Annotated in this window: 17 protein-coding genes and 2 riboswitches; of the genes, 8 read left to right on the top strand and 9 right to left on the bottom strand. The window is 63.8% G+C overall.

What is annotated here, in order from left to right:
* Positions 1 to 21 precede the first annotated feature (21 nt).
* Positions 22 to 1,884 (bottom strand): TonB-dependent receptor domain-containing protein, encoded by a 1,863-nt coding sequence (locus tag ACLIIZ_RS04535; protein WP_416691005.1) that lies wholly within the window; start codon positions 1,882 to 1,884, stop codon positions 22 to 24.
* A 102-nt stretch (positions 1,885 to 1,986) separates the two neighbouring features.
* Positions 1,987 to 2,192, bottom strand: a riboswitch (cobalamin riboswitch).
* Between the two features lie 100 nt (positions 2,193 to 2,292).
* Here ACLIIZ_RS04535 and ACLIIZ_RS04530 point away from each other — a divergent pair.
* Positions 2,293 to 4,176: a sensor histidine kinase gene (locus ACLIIZ_RS04530; protein WP_416691004.1), complete on the top strand. Its 1,884-nt coding sequence runs from the start codon at positions 2,293 to 2,295 to the stop codon at positions 4,174 to 4,176.
* Between the two features lie 36 nt (positions 4,177 to 4,212).
* On the opposite strand, the gene ACLIIZ_RS04525 is transcribed toward ACLIIZ_RS04530, so the two are convergent.
* A complete protein-coding gene (locus ACLIIZ_RS04525; protein ID WP_416691003.1) occupies positions 4,213 to 5,850 on the bottom strand; it encodes an acyl-CoA synthetase in 1,638 nt (545 codons plus the stop codon).
* 260 nt (positions 5,851 to 6,110) lie between these two features.
* A riboswitch (cobalamin riboswitch) is annotated at positions 6,111 to 6,308 on the top strand.
* Between the two features lie 157 nt (positions 6,309 to 6,465).
* Here ACLIIZ_RS04525 and ACLIIZ_RS04520 point away from each other — a divergent pair.
* The 4 genes from ACLIIZ_RS04520 to ACLIIZ_RS04505 are packed head-to-tail and all read left to right on the top strand — an operon-like array spanning position 6,466 to position 12,874.
* Positions 6,466 to 9,231 carry a ribonucleoside-diphosphate reductase subunit alpha gene (locus tag ACLIIZ_RS04520; protein ID WP_416691002.1) on the top strand — a complete coding sequence of 922 codons (2,766 nt, stop codon included), beginning with the start codon at positions 6,466 to 6,468 and terminating at the stop codon, positions 9,229 to 9,231.
* Positions 9,228 to 10,037, top strand: a complete 810-nt coding sequence (locus ACLIIZ_RS04515; protein ID WP_416691001.1) for an ABC transporter substrate-binding protein — start codon at positions 9,228 to 9,230, stop codon at positions 10,035 to 10,037. Before ACLIIZ_RS04520 ends, ACLIIZ_RS04515 begins: the two co-directional genes overlap by 4 nt.
* A 58-nt stretch (positions 10,038 to 10,095) precedes the next feature.
* Positions 10,096 to 11,730, top strand: a complete 1,635-nt coding sequence (locus ACLIIZ_RS04510; RefSeq protein ID WP_416691000.1) for an adenosylcobinamide amidohydrolase — start codon at positions 10,096 to 10,098, stop codon at positions 11,728 to 11,730.
* 16 nt (positions 11,731 to 11,746) lie between these two features.
* Complete coding sequence (locus tag ACLIIZ_RS04505) at positions 11,747 to 12,874, top strand: ribonucleotide-diphosphate reductase subunit beta (RefSeq protein WP_416690999.1); 1,128 nt, start codon at positions 11,747 to 11,749, stop codon at positions 12,872 to 12,874.
* 43 nt (positions 12,875 to 12,917) lie between these two features.
* Here ACLIIZ_RS04505 and ACLIIZ_RS04500 read toward each other — a convergent pair whose 3' ends face one another.
* The 5 genes from ACLIIZ_RS04500 to ACLIIZ_RS04480 form a co-directional block, all read right to left on the bottom strand.
* On the bottom strand, positions 12,918 to 13,445 hold the full coding sequence (locus ACLIIZ_RS04500; RefSeq protein WP_416690998.1) for a hypothetical protein: 528 nt from the start codon (positions 13,443 to 13,445) through the stop codon (positions 12,918 to 12,920).
* A 371-nt stretch (positions 13,446 to 13,816) separates the two neighbouring features.
* Positions 13,817 to 15,634, bottom strand: a complete 1,818-nt coding sequence (locus ACLIIZ_RS04495; protein ID WP_416690997.1) for an NACHT domain-containing protein — start codon at positions 15,632 to 15,634, stop codon at positions 13,817 to 13,819.
* A 312-nt stretch (positions 15,635 to 15,946) separates the two neighbouring features.
* Positions 15,947 to 16,333 carry a type II toxin-antitoxin system VapC family toxin gene (locus tag ACLIIZ_RS04490; RefSeq protein WP_416690996.1) on the bottom strand — a complete coding sequence of 129 codons (387 nt, stop codon included), beginning with the start codon at positions 16,331 to 16,333 and terminating at the stop codon, positions 15,947 to 15,949.
* On the bottom strand, positions 16,330 to 16,572 hold the full coding sequence (locus ACLIIZ_RS04485) for a type II toxin-antitoxin system Phd/YefM family antitoxin (RefSeq protein ID WP_416690995.1): 243 nt from the start codon (positions 16,570 to 16,572) through the stop codon (positions 16,330 to 16,332). The genes ACLIIZ_RS04490 and ACLIIZ_RS04485 overlap by 4 nt, the downstream gene beginning before the upstream one ends.
* A gap of 109 nt (positions 16,573 to 16,681) precedes the next feature.
* Positions 16,682 to 17,584 carry a LysR family transcriptional regulator gene (locus ACLIIZ_RS04480; protein WP_416690994.1) on the bottom strand — a complete coding sequence of 301 codons (903 nt, stop codon included), beginning with the start codon at positions 17,582 to 17,584 and terminating at the stop codon, positions 16,682 to 16,684.
* Positions 17,585 to 17,738: 154 nt separating this feature from the next.
* Between ACLIIZ_RS04480 and ACLIIZ_RS04475 the strand changes: the two genes are divergently transcribed.
* The 3 genes from ACLIIZ_RS04475 (at position 17,739) to ACLIIZ_RS04465 (ending at position 20,253) form a co-directional block, all read left to right on the top strand.
* Positions 17,739 to 18,338 (top strand): FMN-dependent NADH-azoreductase, encoded by a 600-nt coding sequence (locus ACLIIZ_RS04475; protein WP_416690993.1) that lies wholly within the window; start codon positions 17,739 to 17,741, stop codon positions 18,336 to 18,338.
* Positions 18,339 to 18,389: 51 nt separating this feature from the next.
* A complete protein-coding gene (locus ACLIIZ_RS04470) occupies positions 18,390 to 19,271 on the top strand; it encodes a pirin family protein (protein WP_416690992.1) in 882 nt (293 codons plus the stop codon).
* A gap of 61 nt (positions 19,272 to 19,332) precedes the next feature.
* Positions 19,333 to 20,253, top strand: a complete 921-nt coding sequence (locus ACLIIZ_RS04465; protein WP_416690991.1) for a VTT domain-containing protein — start codon at positions 19,333 to 19,335, stop codon at positions 20,251 to 20,253.
* A gap of 90 nt (positions 20,254 to 20,343) precedes the next feature.
* Here the strand turns inward: ACLIIZ_RS04465 and ACLIIZ_RS04460 are convergent, their stop codons facing one another.
* Positions 20,344 to 21,402, bottom strand: coding sequence for a COX15/CtaA family protein (locus ACLIIZ_RS04460; RefSeq protein WP_416690990.1), 1,059 nt, complete (start codon positions 21,400 to 21,402; stop codon positions 20,344 to 20,346).
* A 6-nt stretch (positions 21,403 to 21,408) separates the two neighbouring features.
* Positions 21,409 to 22,302, bottom strand: a complete 894-nt coding sequence (gene cyoE, locus ACLIIZ_RS04455) for a heme o synthase (protein ID WP_416690989.1) — start codon at positions 22,300 to 22,302, stop codon at positions 21,409 to 21,411.
* Between the last annotated feature and the right edge of the window lie 7 nt (positions 22,303 to 22,309).

Genomic DNA, 22,309 nt, shown 5'->3' with positions numbered 1-22,309 from the left:
GGAATCCCGCCGCCGGTTTCCTTACTTCGGGCTGTAACGCAGGCCGACGAAGGCGTTCATGCCGGGGGTGTTGTAGCCGAGCACGGTTTCGTACTTCTTGTCGAACAGGTTGTTCAGGCGGGCCTCGATCGCCAGTTCGCTGTTGATCGCGTAGCGCGCGGTCAGGTTGACCAGACCGTAGCCGCCCATGCGCCCGGTTTCGGTGTTGGTGTTGTAGCGCTTGCCGACGCCGAGCACTTCGACACCGGTTTCGAGCGGACCCCAGTTGCGGCTGACGCTGAGCATCGCCTTGTCGCGCGCGCGCCGGCCCAGTTCGAAACCGTTGCTGGTGTTCTTCGCATCCAGCCAGTCGTAGCTGGCGCGCAGGTTCCAGACGCCGAAACGACCGGCGTAGGTGAGCGTCGCGCCTTCGAGGCGGGCCTTGTCGACGTTCTCGTAGGTGCCGATCCAGGTGACCGGATCGGAAACCCAGTCGATCAGGTTGCTGACCCGGTTGTGATACCAGGTGGCGCTCAGCGCGTGCACGCCGTTGTCCCAACTCAGCCCGATCTCGCGGTTGCGCGATTTCTCCGGCTTGAGGTCGGGGTTGCCATTGCCCCAGGGCGAGGTCATGAACAACTGGTACACCGACGGCGCCTTGAAGGCGGTGCCGTAGCTGGCGTGGGCGCGCAGTTCGCGGCTCAGGCGGTAGCCGTAGGCGACGCCCCAGGTGGTTTCGCCGCCGAATTCGGAATGATCGTCGCGGCGGGCGTTGAGCTGCCAGCTATGGTCGCCGAGGTTGGCGGTCCAGCCGGCAAGGAAGGAGTCGTTGTCGACTTCCGGGCGGCTGGCGTAGCCGCTGGCCGGGCTGATTTCCTGTTCGTGGCGTTCGGCCGCCAGCAGCAGCTTGCCGAGCGGCAGCGTGATGTCGTTCTGCCAGCTCAATTGCCGGTTGCGCGTGTTCTGCCGGGTGACCACTTCGAGTGCCACCGGCCAGGCCCAGGCATCCCAGTAATACGACTTCTGCCGGTCCTCGGCTTCGCCGTACTGCAGACGGCTGGTCCAGGCATCGCTCAGACGGTTGCGGCTGAAGAGCTGCCATTGTTCGGTGGTGAAACGGGCGCGGTCGTCGTAATCGCCGGTGGCTGGCTGGTTGCCGCTGTCGTAGTGAACGACACCGTCGTTGCGCCGCCAGGTGCCGCCGATTTCGTGGCCGGCGGCGGGAATGAAGGAGAGCGCGGCGCTGCCGCCGGTGTTGCGGTAGGCGTCGTCGTCGGCATCGTGGTTGCTGGCGTGGCGCTGCGCCGAAAAACCGTCGCTGGCGCGGTGGTTGGCCTCGACGCGGAAGCGCCAGCGTTCGTCACCGCCGCTGACGCCGGCACTGGCTTCGCGGGTGTTGTCGCTGCCGTAGCCGACGAAGCCGTCGACGCGCAGGCCCGGCGCGCCGCGCCGGGTGATGATGTGGATCACGCCGCCGAGCGCGTCGGCGCCATAGAGCGTGGCCGCCGGGCCGCGCAGGATTTCGATGCGCTCGACGTCGGCGAGCGGGATGAAACGCAGCGGCGAGCCGGAGAGGTCGGCCGAGTTGATGGCGATGCCGTCGACCAGCACCTTGGTCTGGTTCGAGTTGCTGCCGCGGATGTAGAAGCTGGTCGTGGTGCCGGGGCCGCCGTTGCTTGCGGTCTGGATGCCAGGCTGCCGGGCGAGCAGCTCGGTCACGGTGTCCTGGCCGTTGCGTTCGATTTCCGCGCGGTCGATCACCGTGACGTCGGCGAGCACTTCGGCGATGCGGCTTTCCTGGCGGGTGGCGGTGACGACGACGGTGTCGAGATCGGTGGCAGCCTGGACGCTGCCGGCGAATAGCGGCAACAGCAGCGCTGCGCCGGGCTTGAGACGGATGTGCATGATTTTCCCCTGCCGGCAGGCGTCCCCGCATGCCGGTGTGTGATGAAAAGAAAGTGCACGGGGGAGATGGGCTGAATCAGCCGGCACCACCACCCCGTGGTCCTTTCGCTTGCGTCACAGGCCGGTCTCCGGGCTCGCAAGTCTTGACGCGCCGCCTTCCCGGGATCAACCCAGTGGCTCGATGGCGCGCCCGCACTTGCTTACCGTTGCGGGGGCAGCAGCGGAATTGCCTCGTTCGAGGCGCACCGCTTTCCCGTTTCACCGTCGCGAGGAATCTCGCGAGCGGCACCTGAAACGGGCGTAATTATAGCGGAGCGGGAGGCGCGACGGCGCGTGGTCGTGCGCGGCGCGCATGGCCGCGCAGCACTGAGCTATGATGCCCGTCAGAATTGATCATTCCGCGAGCCCATGCCAGCTTTTTCCGCCATCCTGCGTTCGTGCGCTGCCATTCTCGTCTTTCTCGCGGGAATGGCCGGCTTTGGCGCGCAGGCGGCGAATCCGCCGGAAGCGAGCATCCTGTTCATCAATTCCTACCATCGCGGCTATTCGTGGAGCGACGGCATCGAGGACGGTTTTCGCGAGCGCCTTGTCGCTTCCGACAGGAAGATCGAGCTTTCGGTCGAGTACCTCGACAGCCGCCGCTTCAGCTACGGCGCCCAGATCGAACCGCTGGCCCAGGCGATGGCGGTCAAGTACGCCGATTACCAGCCCGATGTGGTGGTGGTCGCTGACAATGCCGCTTTCGATTTCGCCATCCGCTATCGCGATCGTCTGTTTCCGCAGCGGCCGATCGTTTTCGGCGGGTATAACAATTTCCGCCCGGCGGTGATCGAGGGGATTGCCAACATCACCGGCGTCAATGAGGAAGTTGCCATTGGCGACACCGTGAATATGGCGCTCCGCGTGCATCCGCGTACCCGCACCCTGGCTTTCATCGTTTCCACCGGTGATGCCAGCAGCAAGCGCATTGGTGAAGTGGCCGAGGAATCCGTCTTTCCCGAATTGCGCAAACGCTACGATGTGGTCGTCCTCAAGGATGCCTCGATCGAGGAAGTCCACCAGCGTCTGGCCAAGCTGCCGGCCGACAGCCTGCTTTTTCTGAGCGGTCAGGTGAGCGACAAGAGCGGCAGCCGCAGCCTGTCGCCGGCCGAGAACGGGCGGCGGATCACCGCCGGCAGCCCGTTTCCGGCCTACACCTTCTGGGATTTCCATCTCGGTAACGGTGCTCTGGGCGGCCACATCATCCCGCCCGACGAGCAGGGACGGACGATGGCCGGGATGGCCTTGCGCGTTCTCGACGGAACGCCGGCCGACAGCATTCCGGTGGTCATGACCACGCCGACCCGGGATGTCTTCGATTACCCGGTGATGCAGCGCTTCGGCGTCAGCGAGGCCGATCTGCCGCCCGGTGCCGTGATCATCGACCGGCCGGTCTCGCTCTGGGAAAGCCATCGCTGGAAGATCGTCGGCGTGACCGGCTTGCTGCTCGTGGAAACCCTGCTGGTCGGCCTGTTGCTGCACATCGCGCGCGGCCGCCGCCGGGCGATGGCGGCGCTGACTCAGGCCAAGGAAGCGGCGGAAGTCGCCAACGTCGCCAAGAATGCCTTCCTGGCCAACATGAGCCACGAGATGCGCACGCCGCTCAACCATATCATCGGCATGCTGACGCTGTTGCGCCGCGAACCCCTGTCGGCGAAACAGTCGGAACGTCTGGAGAAGATCGACGCGGCCTGTCAGAAGCTGACCGGCAGCATCGTCGCGGTGCTCGAGCTGACCCGCCTGGAAGCCGACAAGCTCGAACTGGCGAGGCAGCCCTTCGACGGTGACGAACTGATGCGCGACGCGGTCGAGGAAATCCGGGGCGAGGCGGAGGCCAGGCAACTGGAACTGATCGTCGATGCGGCGCCGATGCCGTCCGGGCTGTTCGGCAATGTCGCCTACATCAAGCTGGCGCTGCACAACTACCTGGCCAACGCCTTGCGGTTCACTCCATCGGGCAGCATCACCGTTCGCAGCAGCGTGCTGGCGCAGGAGGCGGAGACGGTGCTGGTGCGTTTCGCGGTCGAGGATACCGGGATCGGCATCGCAGAAGCCGACCAGCAGCGCCTGTTCAAGGTCTTCGAGCAGGTCGACAACTCGTCGACGCGCCAGTACGGCGGGCTCGGCGCCGGTCTGGCGATCACCCGCAAGATCGCCCGGCTGATGGGTGGCGATGCCGGCTGCGAAAGCCGGCTGGGCGAGGGCAGTACCTTCTGGTTCACGGTGGTCCTCAGCAAGGCCGCCGCCGTTTGAAGGAATGGACCGCCGTGGCGGTCCATTCCCGGTCGATCACTCGATGGCGAGCGCCGATTTCGCCTGCTGGCGCAAGACGTATTTCTGGATCTTGCCGGTCGAGGTCTTCGGCAGGACGCCGAAGACGACCTGCTTCGGCACCTTGAAGCGGGCCAGGTGGCCGCGGCAGTGCTCGATGATGTCGGCTTCGGCGCACGCGGCGCCGGCCTTCAGTTCGATAAAGGCGGCCGGCACTTCGCCCCATTTCTCGTCCGGTTTGGCGACGACGGCGGCGGCGATCACCGCCGGGTGGCGGTAGAGGACGTCCTCGACTTCGAGCGAGGAGATATTCTCGCCGCCGGAGATGATGATGTCCTTGGAACGGTCCTTGATCTTGACGTAGCCGTCGCTATGCACCACCGCCAGGTCGCCGGTGTGGAACCAGCCGCCGGCGAAGGCTTCCTCGGAGGCCTTTTCGTTCTTCAGGTAGCCCTTCATCACCAGGTTGCCGCGGAACATGATCTCGCCCATCGTCTCGCCGTCCCAGGGTACCGGCTGCAGGGACACCGGGTCGAGCACGGCGATCGCTTCCTGCATGTGGTAGCGCACGCCCTGGCGGCCGTTGCGGGCGGCCTGCAGGTCGATCGGCAGGCGCTCCCATTCCGGCTGCTTGGCGCAGACCGAGGCCGGGCCGTAGGTTTCGGTGAGGCCGTAAACGTGGGTGATGTTGAAGCCCATGTTCTGGGCGCCCTCGATGATCGCCGCCGGGGGCGCGGCACCGGCGATCAGGCCGTTGACCGTCTGTTCGATGCCGGTCTTGAGCTCGGCCGGGGCGTTGATCAGCATGCCGTAGACGATCGGTGCGCCGCACATGTGGGTCACCTTGTGTTCCTTGATCAGGCCGAAGATCAGCGTCGGATCGACCTTGCGCAGGCAGACGTTGGTGCCGGCGTTGGCGGCCAGTGTCCACGGGAAGCACCAGCCGTTGCAGTGGAACATCGGCAGCGTCCACAGATAGACCGAGTGCGGCGGCATGCCCCAGGAGATGATGTTGGAAGCGGCGTTCAGGTAGGCGCCGCGGTGGTGATAGACGACGCCCTTCGGGTTGCCGGTGGTACCCGAGGTGTAGTTGAGGGTGATCGGGTCCCATTCGTCGGCCGGCAGTTCCCAGGCGAATTCCGGGTCGCCGTTGTCGATGAAGGTTTCGTAGTCGATTTCGCCGAGCGCTTCACCGCCGGTGAACTCGGGGTCGAGGCTGTCGATGACCAGCGGCTTCGGCCCTTCGAGCAGGGCCAGGGCGTCCTTGATGACGGCCGAGAATTCCGGGTCGGTGATCAGCACCTTGGCTTCGCCGTGGGTCAGCATGAAGGCGATGGCTTCGGCGTCGAGGCGGGTGTTCAGCGTGTTGAGCACGGCGCCGCTCATCGGCACGCCGAAATGGCATTCGAACATGGCGTTGCTGTTGGGCAGCATCGCCGCCACCGTGTCGCCCTTGCCGATGCCGCGTTGCTGCAGCGCCGAGGCGAGCTGGCGGCAGCGCGCGTAGCTGTCCTTCCAGGTGTAGCGCTGCTCGCCCTGGATCACCGAGATCCGCTTCGGGTAGATGAAGGCGGAGCGTTCGAGGAAGGTGAGGGGGGAAAGCGGGACGTAGTTGGCCGGATTCTTGTCGAGGCCGTTGGCGTACGGGTTGGTCACGTGCTGTCTCCTGCGTGTGTTGATGGGTTGGCAAAAATTAATAATTAGTAAAGCGCAATTTATAACGGAAGCCTGCTGATTGTTGCAATGCAAAAATTCGTTTAATAAACAACGGATTGTTTCAGTTAACTATTGCGAATTGAATTACGCGATATTCCGGTCTGTGCCTGCTTGAGGTTTGCTTACTACAGTTAGTTGAAATTGCTCTGCTGGGCACTAAATATGGTGTCCGCGCCTTGACGCGGCAATGACGCGAAGCTAGACTTCGCCGCGTTGACGGTTCCCGCAAGGGATCAAAAGGGAATCCGGTGAAAGGTCTGTGACCTTGAATCCGGGGCTGCCCCCGCAACTGTCATCGGCGAGCGTTCCACCCATCTTTGCCACTGGTTTCGTACCGGGAAGGCGGTGGAAAGCGTTGAGCCGAGAGCCAGGAGACCTGCCGTAACGTCCTTCCAACCAACGATGGGGCGGGGTGTCCCTGGCGAAAGGTATGAGCGTGTCGCAGCCGGTTTTCGTTCGTGAGTCGCAGGTCGCAACGGGTTTTGCCCGCGGCGGCGTTCGTCTTGCCCGGCGCACGCTGTCCCGGTTCTCCGCCCCCCATGCCGGAGAATCGCCTTGTCCGCCAACGTCCTAGCCCGTCTTTCCGATCTTTCCGCCCACAGCACGGCGGCCCTCCAGGTCATTCGCCGCAACGGCGCCGTCGTCGGCTTCAACGCCGAGAAGATCTCGGTGGCCATGACCAAGGCCTTTCTCGCCGTCGAGGGCAGCCAGAGCGCCGTCTCGTCGCGGGTGCGCGAAGTCGTCGCCCAGCTCACCGAGGCCGTCGTCCGCTCGCTGACCCGCCGTCTGCCGGACGGCGGCACGGTGCATATCGAGGACATCCAGGACCAGGTCGAGCTGGCGCTGATGCGCTCCGGCGAACACGACGTCGCCCGCGCCTACGTGCTCTACCGCGAGCGGCGTTCTGCCGAGCGTGCCACGCTGGCGGAAGTGCAGGGCGTGCCGCAACTGCATGTGACGGTCGATGGCGAACGCCGGCCGCTCGACGTGGCGGCGCTGCTGCGTCGCTGCGAGGCCGCCTGCGCCGGGCTGGGCGAGCAGGTGTCGGCGCGCAGCATCCTCGACCACGCCTTGCGCAACCTCTACGACGGCGTCGCCCTGGCCGACGTCCAGCAGGCGCTGATCCTCGCCGCGCGCACGCTGATCGAGCGCGAACCGGGCTACGACTACGCCACCGCCCGCCTGCTGCTGGCCAGTCTGAACGAAGAGGCGGTCGGCGCCGAGGCGGCGCAAAATCCCGCGGTCGACGCCGACTATTTCCCGAAATTCATCGCCCGCGGCATCGCCGCCGAACTGCTCGACCCGCGCCTGGCCGACTACGACCTGGAGCGCCTGGCCGCCGCGCTCAAGCCCGAGCGCAACCAGCTGTTCGGCTACCTCGGCCTGCAAACCCTTTACGACCGCTATTTCCTGCATACAGAGGGCCGGCGCATCGAAACGCCGCAGCTCTTCTTCATGCGCGTGGCGATGGGCCTGGCCTTGAACGAAATCGACCGCGAAACGCGCGCCATCGAGTTCTACGATCTGATTTCCCGCTTTGACTTCATGTGCTCGACGCCGACCCTGTTCAACAGCGGCACCCTGCATTCGCAACTGTCGTCCTGCTACCTGACGACGGTGGCCGACGACCTCGACGGCATCTACCAGTCGATCAAGGAAAACGCGCTGCTGCAGAAGTACGCCGGCGGCCTGGGCAACGACTGGACGCCGGTGCGCGCGCTGGGCAGCCGCATCAAGGGCACCAACGGCCAGAGTCAGGGCGTGATTCCCTTCCTCAAGGTGGTCAACGACACGGCGGTCGCCGTGAACCAGGGCGGCAAGCGCAAGGGCGCCGTCTGCGCCTACCTGGAAACCTGGCACCTCGACATCGAGGAATTCCTCGAACTGCGCAAGAACACCGGCGACGAGCGCCGCCGTACGCACGACATGAACACCGCCAACTGGATTCCCGACCTGTTCATGCAGCGGGTGATCGCCGGTGGCGAGTGGACGCTGTTCTCGCCGGTTGATACGCCCGACCTGCACGAAAAGTCCGGCCGTGCTTTCGTCGAGGCGTATGAAGCCTACGAAGCCAAGGCCGCCGCCGGCCAGTTGAAGCTGCACAAGAAGATTCCCGCCGTGCAGCTGTGGCGCAAGATGCTGACCATGCTGTTCGAGACCGGGCACCCGTGGATCACCTTCAAGGACGCCTGCAACCTGCGCTCGCCGCAGCAGCACGTCGGCGTCGTCCATTCCAGCAACCTGTGCACCGAAATCACGCTGAACACCTCGGATTCGGAAACGGCGGTGTGCAACCTCGGCTCGGTCAATCTGCTGGCGCACCTGAAGGATGGCGCGCTGGATCAGGAAAAACTGGCCCGCACCGTGAGCACCGCCATGCGCATGCTCGACAACGTCGTCGACATCAATTTCTACGCGACGCCCAAGGCGCGCAACGCCAACCTGCGCCACCGCCCGGTCGGCATGGGCATCATGGGCTTTGCCGATTGCCTGTACCAGTTGGGTATCGCCTACGCCTCGCCGCAAGCCGTCGAATTCGCCGACCGCAGCATGGAAGCCGTCTGCTACCAAGCCTACTGGGCGTCGACCGAACTGGCAAAGGAGCGCGGCCGCTACTCCAGCTTCACCGGCAGCCTGTGGGAGCGCGGCATCCTGCCGCACGAAAGCATCGCGCTGCTCGAAGCCGGGCGCGGCGAGGCCGTTGAACTCAATCGTGGCAGCCACCTCGACTGGGACGCGCTCAAGCAGCGCATCGCCCGCCACGGCATGCGCAACTCCAACTGCGTCGCCATTGCGCCAACCGCGACCATCTCCAACATCGTCGGCGTCTCGGCCAGCATCGAGCCGGCCTACCAGAACCTCTACGTCAAATCCAACCTTTCCGGCGAATTCACCGTGGTCAACGAAGCGCTGGTGCGTGACCTCAAGGCACTCGACCTGTGGGACGAAGTGATGGTCGCCGACCTCAAGTACTTCGACGGCTCGCTCGCCCGCATCGACCGCGTGCCCGACGAGCTGAAAGCGCGCTACGCCACCGCCTTCGAGATCGACCCGGTGTGGCTGATCGAAGCCGCCGCCCGCCGCCAGAAATGGATCGACCAGGCGCAATCGCTCAACCTCTACCTGGCGCTGCCCTCGGGCAAGAAGCTCGACGAAATCTACAAACTGGCGTGGAAGCGCGGCCTGAAAACCACCTACTACCTGCGCACGCTGGGCGCCAGCCAGGCGGAAAAGGCCGGCGGACGCGACGATGCCGTGGTGCAGGAAGAGGCGCCGAAGTTCTGCGCCATCGATGATCCGACTTGCGAGGCCTGCCAATGAACTCCCCCCTCAAAACCTGGCTACCCCTCGCCCTGGCGCTGCTCGCCAACTTCGCCCAGGCGGCCGATTGTCCGCGCATCATCAGCCAGTCGCCCTACATCAGCCGGGCGCTGGACTGGCTGGGGCGGGGTGATTGCATCGTCGGCGTCAGCCGTTACGACCGGCTGCCGCTCGCGCATACCGGCGGCGTCAAGGACCCGGACGCCGCGGCGATGGCCGATCTGGAGCCCGATGTCGTCATCTATTCCGAATGGACCGCCGAGGCAACCGTCGAGTCGGCCACGCCGCCCGGCGCGCGGGCCGTTCGGGTGGGCGGTTTTCGTGGCATGGCGGGGGTCGAGGCCATGTTGCGCGAGGTCGGACAAGCGGCCGGGGTGGCCGACATCGAGCGCCGCGTCGCGCAGTTTTCCCGCGACTGGCGGCAGGCCGCGGCGCGGGTCGATGGCCGCCAGCGCCGGGTGCTGATCCTGTCCGCCTGCGGCGAGGCGCCGTATTCCTTCGGGCGCGGCAGCACGCTGTTCGAGGTGTTTTCCGCCGCCGGCTTCGACGTCGTGGCCGATCACGAGCAGATACGCAATTTCAATCCGCGGACGCCGCAGGGCGATGTCGCGGCGTGGATCAGCGAGCGGCGGCCCGATCTGCTCTTTGCGCTGCAGGACCACAAGGCAGGCAGTTGCAACCCGGCCATCGCCAAACCCGGCATCCCCATCCTGCCGCTCACCGGCGAGCACTTCACCCATCCCGGCCCGGAACTGCTCAAGGGGCTGGAAGAGCTGCGCCGGACGATGGCCGAGTTCGGCGCTTGAGGTCGAAGCTGGTTTCCAGGGTTAAGCTTGCCGCCTTTTCGTATCACGAGAGATTGCAATGAAACCTTTGCTCGCCCTTTTGCTGCGTTCGGCGCCGCTCCTGCTCCCGCTCCTGCTGCTGGCGCGGCCCGCCATCGTGCCGGCCGCCGACCTCGACCTGCCGGCCGAACTCGCCGCCAGCGCCGAAGTCCGCCGTGGCGAGCGTGACGGGCTGTGGGAGAAGACGCTGCTGGTGCGTTTTGCCGGCGAGCGGCGGGTGCTGTCGACCAGCGACGGTATGCTCAGCGCCCGCGCGGCGATCAACCATGCCGCCCATCCCTTCCTCTGGCACCGCCTGGGCAGCGACAGCAAGGGCTACGCGCTGGGCGTGCGCGATGCGCTGGCGGCGCAGCTGGAACTGCCGCCGGCCGCCGTCGCGCAGATGTCCACGGCCGCCGACATGGACCACATCGCCGTCGCCACGCTCCGCCACGGGCCGCTGACGGTGACCGTGCTGGCCACCGCCGGCGCGCGCAGCAACGCCATCCGCACCGGCGTCGATGCCGGCGCCTACATCGAAGGCCTGGACGACGAGAAAAAGCCGGCCGGCACCATCAACATCCTGGTGCTGAGCAATATCGAACTCAGCGACGCGGCGCTCGCCCGCGCGCTGATCACCGTCACCGAAGGCAAGACGGCGGCGCTCGAAGACCTCAAGGTGCCCAGCAGCTATACCAAGGACGTGCAGGCGACCGGTACCGGCACCGACAGCATCATCGTCGTCTCCGGCAGCGCCGCGCCGCGCGCCACCTACACCGGCGGCCACAGCCGCATCGGCGAGCTGATCGGCAAGGCCACCTATGCCGCGGTGGTCGAGGCGCTGGGCAAGCAGAACGGCTACTACCTGCCCGGCGCGCGCCGCTTTGGCGATGCCCCGGCCGGCCCGGCCAAGCGCGCCGGCGACCTGCGCATCGCGCTGCTTCATCTTGACCCGGTGCCCGGCGATATCGCCGGCAACCGCGTCCGCATCGAAGCCGGTATCCGCGACGCGGTGCGCCACGGCGCCGACTGGGTGGTGACGCCGGAACTGGCCGAAACCGGCTACAACTTCGCCAAACGCATCGGCAGCGACTGGGTGCATCCCTTCCCGAGCAACTGGCTGCACGGCCTCACCGCCGTTGCCCGCGACAACGGCATCGCGCTCTTCGTCGGCGTTGCCGAGCGCGACCCGGCGACGCAGAAGCTGCACAACAGCGTCGCAGTCATTGACCGCAGCGGCAAGCTGCTCGGCAGCTACCGCAAGCAGCGCCCGGTCGGCGGCGCCGAAGCCTGGTCGGTGGCCGGCGGGGAAGGGCAGCCTTTCCTGGTCGATGGCCTGCGCGTCGGCACCCTGATCTGCGCCGACGCCTGGCGCCCGGAACCGGCCGCCCAACTCGCCGCGCGCGGCGCGCAAATCCTGCTCTCGCCGGCCAACTGGCCGCCGGTCGAGGGCATGGGGCCGGGCGACGTCTGGGAAAAACGCTCACGCCAGACCGGCCTGCCGCTGGTCGTCGTCAATCGCGGCGGCAAGGAACCGGAACTCGATTTCTCGCGCGGCGAGAGCGCCGTCGCCATCGACGGCCGCCGCGTCTTCACCTTCACCGCCGCCGAGGGCGGCATTTTCTACGTGGACTGGGATCGCCACCGGCGCTTCCGGTCCGTCCGCACCGACTGACCACGAGGTTCATGCCATGAATGCTGCCTACCGCTTCGACGACTGGGAAACCCCCGCTGCCGCACCGCAAAATCCTGCGGTCGACGCCAAAATTGCGCCAAAAATCGAGGTCGACCGCAGCATTTTTCCCGCCGCCGCGCTGGCGCCGATCAACGCCGCCGACAAGCGCATCGTGGGCGGCAAGGCCGACATCAACCAGCTGGCGCCGTTCAAGTATCCGTGGGCCTGGGAGTTCTTCCTCAAGGCCAACCGTAACCACTGGACGCCGCTCGAAATCAGCATGGCGCAGGACGTGCACGACTACCACCACAAGCTCAGCCCGGCCGAGCGCCACGTTTTCGAGAACGTGCTGGCGTATCTCACCACCTCCGACATCCTCGCCATGCGCAACATCGGCCTGGCGGTGATGGAAAAGATGAGCGCGCCCGAACTGCAGATCTACCAGGCCCGCCAGGTCTACGAAGAAGCGCTGCACACCTGGACTTACCAGCACTGCATCGAAAGCATCGGCCTCGATCAGCAGGAAATCTACAATCGCTACCGCGTCGTGCCGCAAATCCACGGCAAGATCGCGCTCGCCAACCGCCGGCTGGAAAAGGTGCTGCGCTCCGACTTCGACCTCACCGAGCGCGCCAACCTGCACGAATTCGCGCTCTCCTACTTCTTCTTCGCGGTGATCTTCGAAGGCTGCTGGTTCTACAACGGCTTCACCCCCATCTTCGCGCTGCAACGGCGCGGCCTGATGAAAGGCGCCGCCGAGCAACTGCAATACATCATGCGCGACGAAGTCCTGCACTGCGCCTTCGGCATCCGCGTCGTGCGCGAACTGTTGAAGGAAGAGGGCCTGGAGCTCGACCCGCAGGCCCTGCGCACCCTATGGGACGAAGCCGAAGCCGCCGAACGCGCCTACGCCAGCTACATCCTGCGCGACCCCATCCTCGGCTACAACGCCGACCTGCACGTCCAGCAATTCCGCTTCATCGCCAACCGGCGGGCACGGCAGGTGGGCGTCGAGGAACCCTTCCCCAGCGCCGAGAACGTCCTGCCCTGGCTGGACGAGCAGGCTAATCTGCGGAAGGAAAAGAACTTCTTCGAGACGCGGGTGACGGAATACCAGACGGGTGGGGCGCTGGCTTGGGATTGAGGGGGCGAGGTTTTCTCCTCACCGCGCGATCGCCCGCGACGGATCAGGGTTGCCGGCTATCCGGCAAGGACCATAGCCGTGCCCGGTTGATCCGGGCAACGCGGCGGGTATGGCGGGCATCGACGATCTTGAACGCCTCCGTCTCGGTGTCCGGGAAAACCGCGAAGAGCGCTTCCGGGCAGCGGCTCACGGCAATCGGCGGAAGCTTTTCGGCAAAATCGAGGCGGCTCAGGCGCGGCCCGCATTTGCGATAAACAAACCCCTTGAGGTAGGGCGAGCCGTAGTTGAAAACAAAGACAAACAGGTCTTTGCTGCAATGGCTGGCGACGATTTCGCCGACCTCGTAGTCGGCAGCGTCCAGATCGCCGAAGGCTGGTAAAGTTTGGCCGTCGACAACCAGGGTGAGCACGCGGCTCTCGGGGTCCTGGCGCATTTCAATGCTGCTGGCCTGGCGGGCATCGCCCAGCCGGCAACTGCCCTGAAATGGCTCCGCGTCCGCTCGGGCAGTCGAGAAAGCAAGGCAGCAAGCGGCCAGTGCCAGCCAGTAGCGGGTGCGGCGGGGGGATTTCATGGGCGATTTTGAGGGGTTGGCGGTTGATGCTTCGCGCTGTTGCGGGATGGGCGGTTAGGAAATAGCGGATGGTTTCTTTGGTGTTGTCTGGCAAGAGATCAGCCGAAGCCGACTTTGTGCTAGGAACCCGTATCTGGTTGCAAGGGCATTGATAAACTGTCGTTGAACTGAAAGTCGCGTAAAGAACAGATAATTCAGTGGGGCAGTATATTACCCGATACCGGTTCGGCTATTTGTCAATTATTCACGGTGAAATATTTTGGTGGTGTTTTTCAAAAGTTCGTTATTAAACCTCCGCTTGTTTTATCCGGCAAGGGTGTGTGTATTTATTGTTAAAATATTGAAATAAAAGTTGTTGCGTGTTGAAAATCTTATGTTTTTCTTCGTTGGAATATCAATTTTTTCTTTTCTTGTTGAGAAATTATTTCGTTAGCTTCGCGCTCCATTTCTTCCAAGCGCTGTTGGAATATATTAACAGCCCGCCAGAAATTCTTCGTTCCGCCGTAGGAAAAAATTCTGTGAAGTTCAATTTGTATATCGTCCGTAGGTTCTTGATCGTCAATTTCACGCCCCAAAATATCTTCGAGAGTGCCGCGGGAAATTTCATGGGGCAGTGTGTCCTGTACGGCAGACACTAAAAGATCATCAAGTGACTCATACATTATTCTAGTTCGGACATTAAATGGTCCGTAACTTAAAATTTCAAATCGGCCATCGCCCGTACGACCATATGATACGCCAAACAAAGGATGGATTGATTGTATGGATTTAAGCAAAGAACTATCTTTTCTGTCGGATAATGGATTAATAAATTCAGTGCGCAATTTTATTAGCTGATCAAGCGCAAAATCCTTTGAGTATCTATATGGGTCGATATCAGATAAAAATCTAATAACTTCAATCCAGACTCGTGGGGTTTCATCGGCTGCCTGATAAAAGAGCTTTGCAACTTCGTCAGTGGAGTGCTTAATAAACGCAGCGGCATAATACTCAAGGACGCTCTTGTGTAGAAAAGTTGTCGTATCAATGCCTTCCTCAAGCATTAGGCACGCAACTTTTACGACATCTAATCGAAATTTTTCTTCATCGCATTTGTTGTCTCCAGAGTATTCTAATGCGTTATCAAATGCTGTAGAGAATTGTTCCGCAGAGAGAGAGCGTCCAAACGAATTCTGGAGCACCATAAAACAAAATGCTTCGAATAATCCCTGAAGTCGACGCTCAGAAAGCCCCGAGTGACGCTTTCGATTGAATCCTGCCTTGAGCCTGTCATGCCTAGTAAAGACGACCTGAAAAAGGCGCTCAAAAAACTCTGGAAGGGTTGGGGGAATCTCCTTCTCCGACTCATATACGATAACTACAAGCGTTAGCATCAACGGTGTTGTTATCAGGCCCGATAACTTGCTAGGGCTCTGCCTGATGGCATCTTTAATGGCTATTACCTTTGTTGGGCCAAGTTTTAAATTGGCAAGGAAAGGGCCGTAATCATCGTTGTTTAATGGGTTGATTCGCAATGTACGAAAGCCGCTCGCTTTCTGAATCTCATTGCCAGGTCTTGAAGTAACAATTATCTGTAACTCTGGATATCGCTGGGTTAGATGGGATATCTCAGTTAATGTTGTTCTTGTTAAAGCCTCGTCAAGCTCATCAAAGGCATCCAGAAGTAGAACAAGGCGTCCAGATTTCGCTATATGGTCAAAAGTATCAACGTCTACGTCGATTTCATATGCTGAAAGAGTTTTGTAAATGGCATCGCGCAAGGAGTAGTTTTGCTGCAATGTTCTTAGCTCAATAAATATGGGCAGCCTATTGTTTGATTCGCATCTTGCATCGTTTATGGCTAGATAGCGAAGTAAAATAGACTTTCCTTGACCGACAATCCCTTGGATTACAATATTCCCATCACCGAGATCTTGTATGGAACCGATTTTCTTGTTTGGCCTAGAAAAACCACCAAGGCTTGGTGGGTAGTAAAAATCCAAAAGCGAAATATCTTCGTCTGGACTCCATAAGGTTTTTACTTTGGCTAGAGTGTCTATTTTCTTCGCTAATCTCCGCGGGAATGCGCTTTCCTCCCAGCGCTTGAGACCCTTGGCCGCCCCTCCTTTCGCCGATTTGTAGACGTCGGAAATTAAGGGAGACAGTAAGCGTGCCGTTGCGGTAATAGTTGCAGCCGTAGTTATTGCCATGTGTGATTCCGAAAGTGACAGTGATGAAATATGCTATCCCGCTATTTGTTGCGGCGCAATTTTTAGGTTTGGAATGTTGGCATCGGGAAAGGAATTTTCCTCAGATTGTGAATATGTCATTCCGGGTGGTTTGCTCTGAAAGTTTGCTCAACGACTCATTGGACCAAATCCGCTATCATTCTCTAATGACTGCATAGGCCGAACTCCAGCCTCCCACCAAAACATCAGAAGCCCCTCTGCCCAAGGGGTTCCGTGCGTATCGCAACGAGCATGGCGGGCCAGTTTGCAGACCCTCATGGACAGCATTCCCCGCTAAACCAAAACAACGGTATCGCTGTAGCGGGCCACGGTCTGGTCGTGCGTCAGTAAGCGCATGGGTTCGACCAGGGCCTGGGCGATCAGCAGGCGGTCGAAGGGGTCTTGGTGGTGCTTGGGCAGGGTTTCGATGGCGGCGGCGTGTTCTGCCTCGATGGCCAGGAGCTGGTAACCCGCAGCGCGAAAATGGCGGACTGCATCGTCGCCCGATACCGGCATGTCGCCCCGTCCTAGGCTGTGCTTGATGGCGATTTCCCAGATGCTGGCGACGCTGATCCATATTGTGGCGCGTGGCGATAGGATCAGTTCACGCGCTTTTTCGGTCAGGTTCGGGTGATCGGTAATCGCCCACAGGGCGACATGGGTGTCGAGCAGCAGGTTCATGATGCGCCCAGGAACATCTGGGCCACTTCGGCATTGTTGGCGTCGATGTCGTCGGGAACCTCGAACAGGCCCTTGGCCACCCCGATGCGCCTGGATGCGGGAACGCTAGCCAGCGGGACCAGTTTGGCAGCCGGCCGGCCGTTGCGGGCAATGATGATTTCCCGTTCCTCGCCCTGCTCGATGGATTCGACCAGGCGGGAAAGATTGCTTTTGGCTTGCAGCATGTTGATGGCTGTCATGAAAGGCTCCTACGCATTCGGTGCCTTAGTCTAGTCTGGCTAAGTTGTTTTCTCAAGCATGGGCGGGTTCTGGAAAATCTCGCGCAATCAATTGCTTTGCTGCGAACGCTCACCGCTCCCCAATCAACGCCGCCCTCAGCAATTCAATAAACGCCGTCGTCCGGCTGGGGATCAGTCGCCGGCCGGGGGTGACGCACCAGATCGTCACCGAGGGCAGGGACCAGTCCGGGAGGATGCGCTGGAGCAGGCCACGTTCGACCCAGGGGCGGGCCATGCGGTCGTCGAGGCCGACGATGCCGAGCCCGTGCGCGGCCATTTCGCGTTGCAGGCCGGGCGAGTTGGCGGCCAACGGGCCATTGGGCAGGCCTTCCCAGTGTTCGTTGCCGCGCGTCAGGCGCCAGGGCAGGGCGCTGCCGTTGCCGCCGATCAGTTGCAGTGCGTTGTGCTGCATCAGTTCGGGCGGCGTTTGTGGTTCGCCGTAGCGCTTGAGGTAGGCCGGGCTGGCGTAGAGGCCGTTGGCCATTTCGCAGAGCTGGCGGGCGACCAGCGTGGCGTCGTCGGGCAGGCGGGCGGCGGCGCGGATGGCGAGGTCGAAGCGTTCGGCGAGCAGGTCGACGCGGCGCGGTGAGAGGTCGAGTTCCAGGCGCACTTCCGGGTAGCGCGTGGCGTAGTCGAGCAGGATGGGCGTCAGGTCGAGTTCGCGGAAGTCGGGCGGCATGGAGACGCGCAGCACGCCGCGCGGCGTTCCTTGGCGATATTGGGCGATGGCCGCGGCGGCTTCGGTTTCTTCCTGCAGGCGGCGGGCGTGGTCGAGGATGCGTTCGCCGAATTCGGTGATACTCAGGCGGCGCGTGCTGCGCGTCAGCAGGCGTTCGCCAAGGCGGCTTTCGAGCGCGCCGAGGCGCCGCGACAGCGTTGATTTGGGCAGGCCGACGCGCTCGGCGGCGCGGGCAAAGCTGCCGCTGTCCACGACGTGGGCGAAGAGGATGAGGTCGTTGGCGTCGAGTTCCATGGCGGCTTATTGTTCCATTTATGGAACGATGATACCCATTTCAACGGCTTCCGGTGCTGAATTTGCGTCAATAGAATGGGCTCCATGGTGACGGCGCGCTTGATCCGCAAGCCAACGCCGAACCGAACCCAAGCAACCACCTGGAGAAGCCATCATGAAGATCCTGCAAATCAACGCCAGCGCCCGTTCTGCCGGGGCCAATTCCACCCGCCTTGCCGATGCCATCAGCGCCCGCCTGCTCGCCCGCAATCCCGGCGCTACGCTTGAGCTGCGCGACCTCGCCGCGCAGCCGCACCCGGTGCTCGACGAGCCGGCGCTGGGCGCCTTGTTCACCCCGGCCGAGCAGCGCACGCCGGAGCAGGCAGCCCGCGTAGCGCTCGACGATGCGCTGATCGCCCAGGTGCAGGCGGTCGATGTAATCGTGCTCGGCGTGCCGATGTACAACTTTGGCGTGCCCGTGCAACTGAAGACCTGGATCGACGCCATCGCCCGCGCCGGCGTCACCTTCCGCTATACCGCCAACGGGCCGGAAGGGCTACTCAAGGGCAAGAAGGTCTATGTCGCGCTGGCCCGCGGCGGCCTCTACCGCGATACGCCGGCCGATTCGCAGGTGCCTTACCTGAAGAGCGTGCTCGCCTTCCTCGGCATGACCGACGTCGAGTTCATCTACGCCGAAGGCCTGGCGATGGGCGCCGACTCGGCCAGCAAGGCTTTTGCCGAAGCTACCGCACGGATCGAGGAAGTCGTGGTCTGATTGCTCGCCACGCCGCTGTTTGCCACCCCAACCCCAATGGAGACTGATGCCATGACTGCAACGCTATCCACCGTCCTGCAAAGCCGCCGAGTCGAGCGCCTGGTCCAGGGCAAGCCGACTTCGGACGGCGCCGGGGTGCGCCTGACCCGCGTGCTGACGCAGAACCTGCAACGCCGGCTCGACCCCTTCCTGATGCTCGACGCCTTCCGCAACGAGAACCCGGAGGACTACATCGGCGGCTTTCCCGATCACCCGCACCGCGGCTTCGAGACTGTCACCTACATGCTCGCCGGGCGCATGCGCCACCACGACAGCGCCGGCAACGCCGGCCTGCTCGGGCCGGGCGGCGCGCAGTGGATGACGGCGGGCAGCGGCCTGATCCATTCCGAACTGCCGGAACAGGAAGAGGGGCTGATGGAAGGCTTCCAGCTCTGGCTCAACCTGCCGGCGCGCGACAAGATGATCGCCCCCAGCTACCGCGACATCCCGCCGGAACAGATTCCCGAGGCGACCACGGCGGCGGGCGTGCGCGTGCGCATCATCGCCGGCAGCAGCCAGGGCGTGGCCGGCGCCGTGCAGCGCGAGGCGACGCAGCCGCTCTATCTGGACGTGCATCTGCCGGCCGGCGGGCGCTTTCAACAAGCCATCCCGGCCGGGCACAACGCTTTCGTCTATGTCTATCGCGGCAGCGTCGAGGTCGGCGGCACGGTGGTGGTGGACCGCCACATGGCCATCCTCGCCAACGACAGCGGCGAAGGTGTGGTGCTGGCGGCGAGCGAAGAGGCCCGCGCGCTGATCATCGCCGGCCAGCCGCTGGGCGAACCCATCGCCCAGTACGGCCCCTTCGTGATGAACACCGGCGCCGAGATCGAACAGACGCTGCGCGACTACCGCGACGGCAAGTTCGAGGCGGCGGTGGTGCAATCCTTGTGAACCCTCCGGCGGGGCCGGGGTCGTAAGCCGGTTCCCGCGCCTTCCTGAAAGCCCCACCAACATGGACCTCGCCCAGATTACCGAATCGCTCCAGCGCGACGCCGTCTGGGTGGTTTTCCTCAACGTCTTCGCGCAGCAGGGTGGCCTGCCGGTGCCGGCGGTGCCGACGCTGCTGCTCGCCGGCAGCCTGGCGCTGTCGTCCGGGCAACTGGCGGCCATGCTCGCCGCCGCCATTCTTGCCTCGGTGCTGGCCGATGCGCTCTGGTACCTGGCCGGGCGCAGCTTCGGCTACCGCTTGCTGGCCGGGCTGTGCCGGCTGTCGATCAATCCGGCGTCCTGCGTCAGCCAGACCGAATCGCGTTTTGTCCGCTGGGGGCTGGGCTCGCTGGTGGTCGCCAAGTTCGTGCCGGGGTTTTCCACGGTGGCGCCGCCGATTGCCGGCGCGCTGCGCATGAGCCTGACCGGCTTCGTCCTCGCATCCGCCGCCGGCGCCGCCTTGTGGGCCGGTTTGGCGCTGGTCGCCGGCTGGGTGCTGCGCAGCGAGGTGCAGGCGGTGATCGCCGCGCTCGACCGCAACGCCGCTGGCGCGCTGCTCGTCGTCGCCGCCGTGATCGGCCTCTGGCTGGGCTGGAAGCTGTGGCAGAAATACCGCTTCCGCCGTTTGTCGGCGGTGCCGCACATCAGCATCGGCGAACTGCTCGCCGCCCTCGACTCAAACCAGCCGCCGCTCGTCCTCGACTTGCGCGGCGCCACCATGATCGCCGAAACCGGCCCCATCCCCGGCGCCGTCGTCGCCGAGCACGACCGCCTGTTCGAAGCGGTGGGCGACTGGCCCAAACACCAGCCCATCGTCACCCTCTGCCATTGCCCGGAAGACGCCGGCGCCATCCAGGCCGCCAACCGCCTGCTCGACGCCGGCTATCGCTCGGTGCGGCCGCTGCTCGGTGGCTACGATGCGTGGCGGGCGGGCAAGGCTGGCTGAGTCAGAACTGCTTTTGATCCGACGTTGGTGCAGTTTGGGGCGTTTGAGTTTGATACTCGCGGCGAAGTGTTGCCGACGGCGGCCCGCCGCTTACTCTGAACACGCCCCGGCTCCAAGCGAACGCGTTTTACCCGAAGGCGACCAGCCGCTACCGGCCGGGCTCGGGCTGCGCTGGAGCATGATATTGATGGCCAGCGTCGCGGTCAGCAGGGCGGCGGCGCCCAGGGTATGGAGGACGGCGACGGGTAGGGGCAGCGAGAGCAGGACATTGCCCAGACCGAGGCCGATCTGTAGCACGAGCAGGCCGAGCAGCAGGCCGCCCCAGCGCTGCCAGCGGCGATGGCCGGTGCGGATCAGGGAAATGGCCAGCGCGCCGACGATCAGCGTCACCGCCAGCGCGCCCAGGCGATGGCTCCAGTGGATGGCGGTCAGGCTGGCCAGCGGCAGCAACTGGCCGTCCGCGGTCTGGCCGAGTTCGCGGTGCAGGCTGAAGGCATGGTCAAACTCCATCTCCGGCCGCCATTGCCCCTGGCAGGTCGGGAAATCGGCGCAGGCGAGGGCCGCATAGTTGCTGCTGACCCAGCCGCCCAGCGCGATCTGCAGCACGATGAGCAGCAAGGCGCCGCCCGCGAGTAGCCGCAAGGCGGGGCTGGCGGGCGCTGCGCCGCTTGTTTCGCGCCGGGCAAAGAGCATGCCGGCGAGCAGCGAGAGCGTGGCCATGCCGCCGAGCAGATGCAGCGTGACGATGACCGGCTTGAGCAGATAGGTCACGGTCCACATGCCGAGCGCCGCCTGCAGGCAGACGATCAGCAGCAGGACGGTGGGCAGCGCCGGCGACTGCTGTTGGCGACATTCCCGGCGCCAGGCGAGGACGCACAGCGTCAGCACGAGCAGGCCCAGGCTGCCGGCCAGGTAGCGGTGCAGCATCTCCTTCCAGGCCTTGCCGGTTTCCAGCGGTCGTTCCGGATAGGCCTGCGCCGCCGCCAGTTGCTCGGCCGGTGCTTCGGGCACGCCCAGCCAGTGGCCGTAACAGCCCGGCCAGTCGGGGCAGCCGAGGCCGGCATCGGACAGGCGCACGTAGGCGCCCAGCGCGATGACGGCGAAGGCGAGCAGGGTGGCGAGCAGGAGCAGGCGATGGAAGAGGCGCACGATGGATCAGAACAGGCGGTCGATGAACAGGGCGGCGAAGAGCAGGGTCAGGTAGAGGATGGAATAGCGGAAGGTGCGCCGCGCCAGGGCGTCGCTGTAGTTGCGGCAAAGGGCGATGGCGTAGCCGAGGAAGACGAGGTCGAGCAGGCTGATGGCGATCAGGTAGAACGTGCCGCTCATGCCGAGCGAGACCGGGATCAGGCTGGCGGCGGCGAGCATCACGGTGTACCAGAGGATGTGCTGGCAGGTGAAGGCGATGCCGTGGGTGACCGGCAGCATGGGCAGGCCGGAGCGGGCGTAGTCGTCGCGCCGGTAGCAGGCCAGGGCCCAGAAGTGGGGCGGCGTCCACAGGAAGATGATGAGGAAGAGGACCAGCGGTTCGGCCGAGACCACGCCGGTCATCGCCGTCCAGCCGAGCAGCGGCGGCATGGCGCCGGAGGCGCCGCCGATGACGATGTTCATCGGCGTCGCCGGCTTCAGAATCAGCGTGTAGATGACGGTGTAGCCGACGAAGGTGGCCAGGGTCAGCCACATCGTCAGGTCGTTGATGTAGGTGTGCAGCAGCCACAGGCCGACCGCGCCGAGGGCGGTGGCCAGGCTGATCGTTTCCAGCGGCGAGATGTCGCCACGGGCGGTGGCGCGCCAACTGGTGCGCGCCATCTTGGCATCGACCGTGCGCTCGACCAGGCAGTTCAGCGCGGCGGCGGCGAAGGAGACCAGCGCAATGCCCAGCGCGGCGACGATGAAACGCAAGAGCGGCGGGAAGTCCGGCGTCGCCAGGCACATCCCGATCATCGCGGTGAACACGATCAGGCTGTTGACCCGCGGCTTGCACAGGTGGCCGAAGGCGGCCAGGCGTTGGCCGAGACTCAGGGGGGAGACGGTGGCGGCGGTGTGCATGGCAGTT

Origin of the sequence: Azonexus caeni (assembly GCF_048146105.1) — a bacterium.
GTDB classification, from domain to species: Bacteria; Pseudomonadota; Gammaproteobacteria; order Burkholderiales; family Rhodocyclaceae; genus Azonexus; species Azonexus aromaticus_B.
This window is presented reverse-complemented; position numbering and strand designations above follow the sequence as displayed.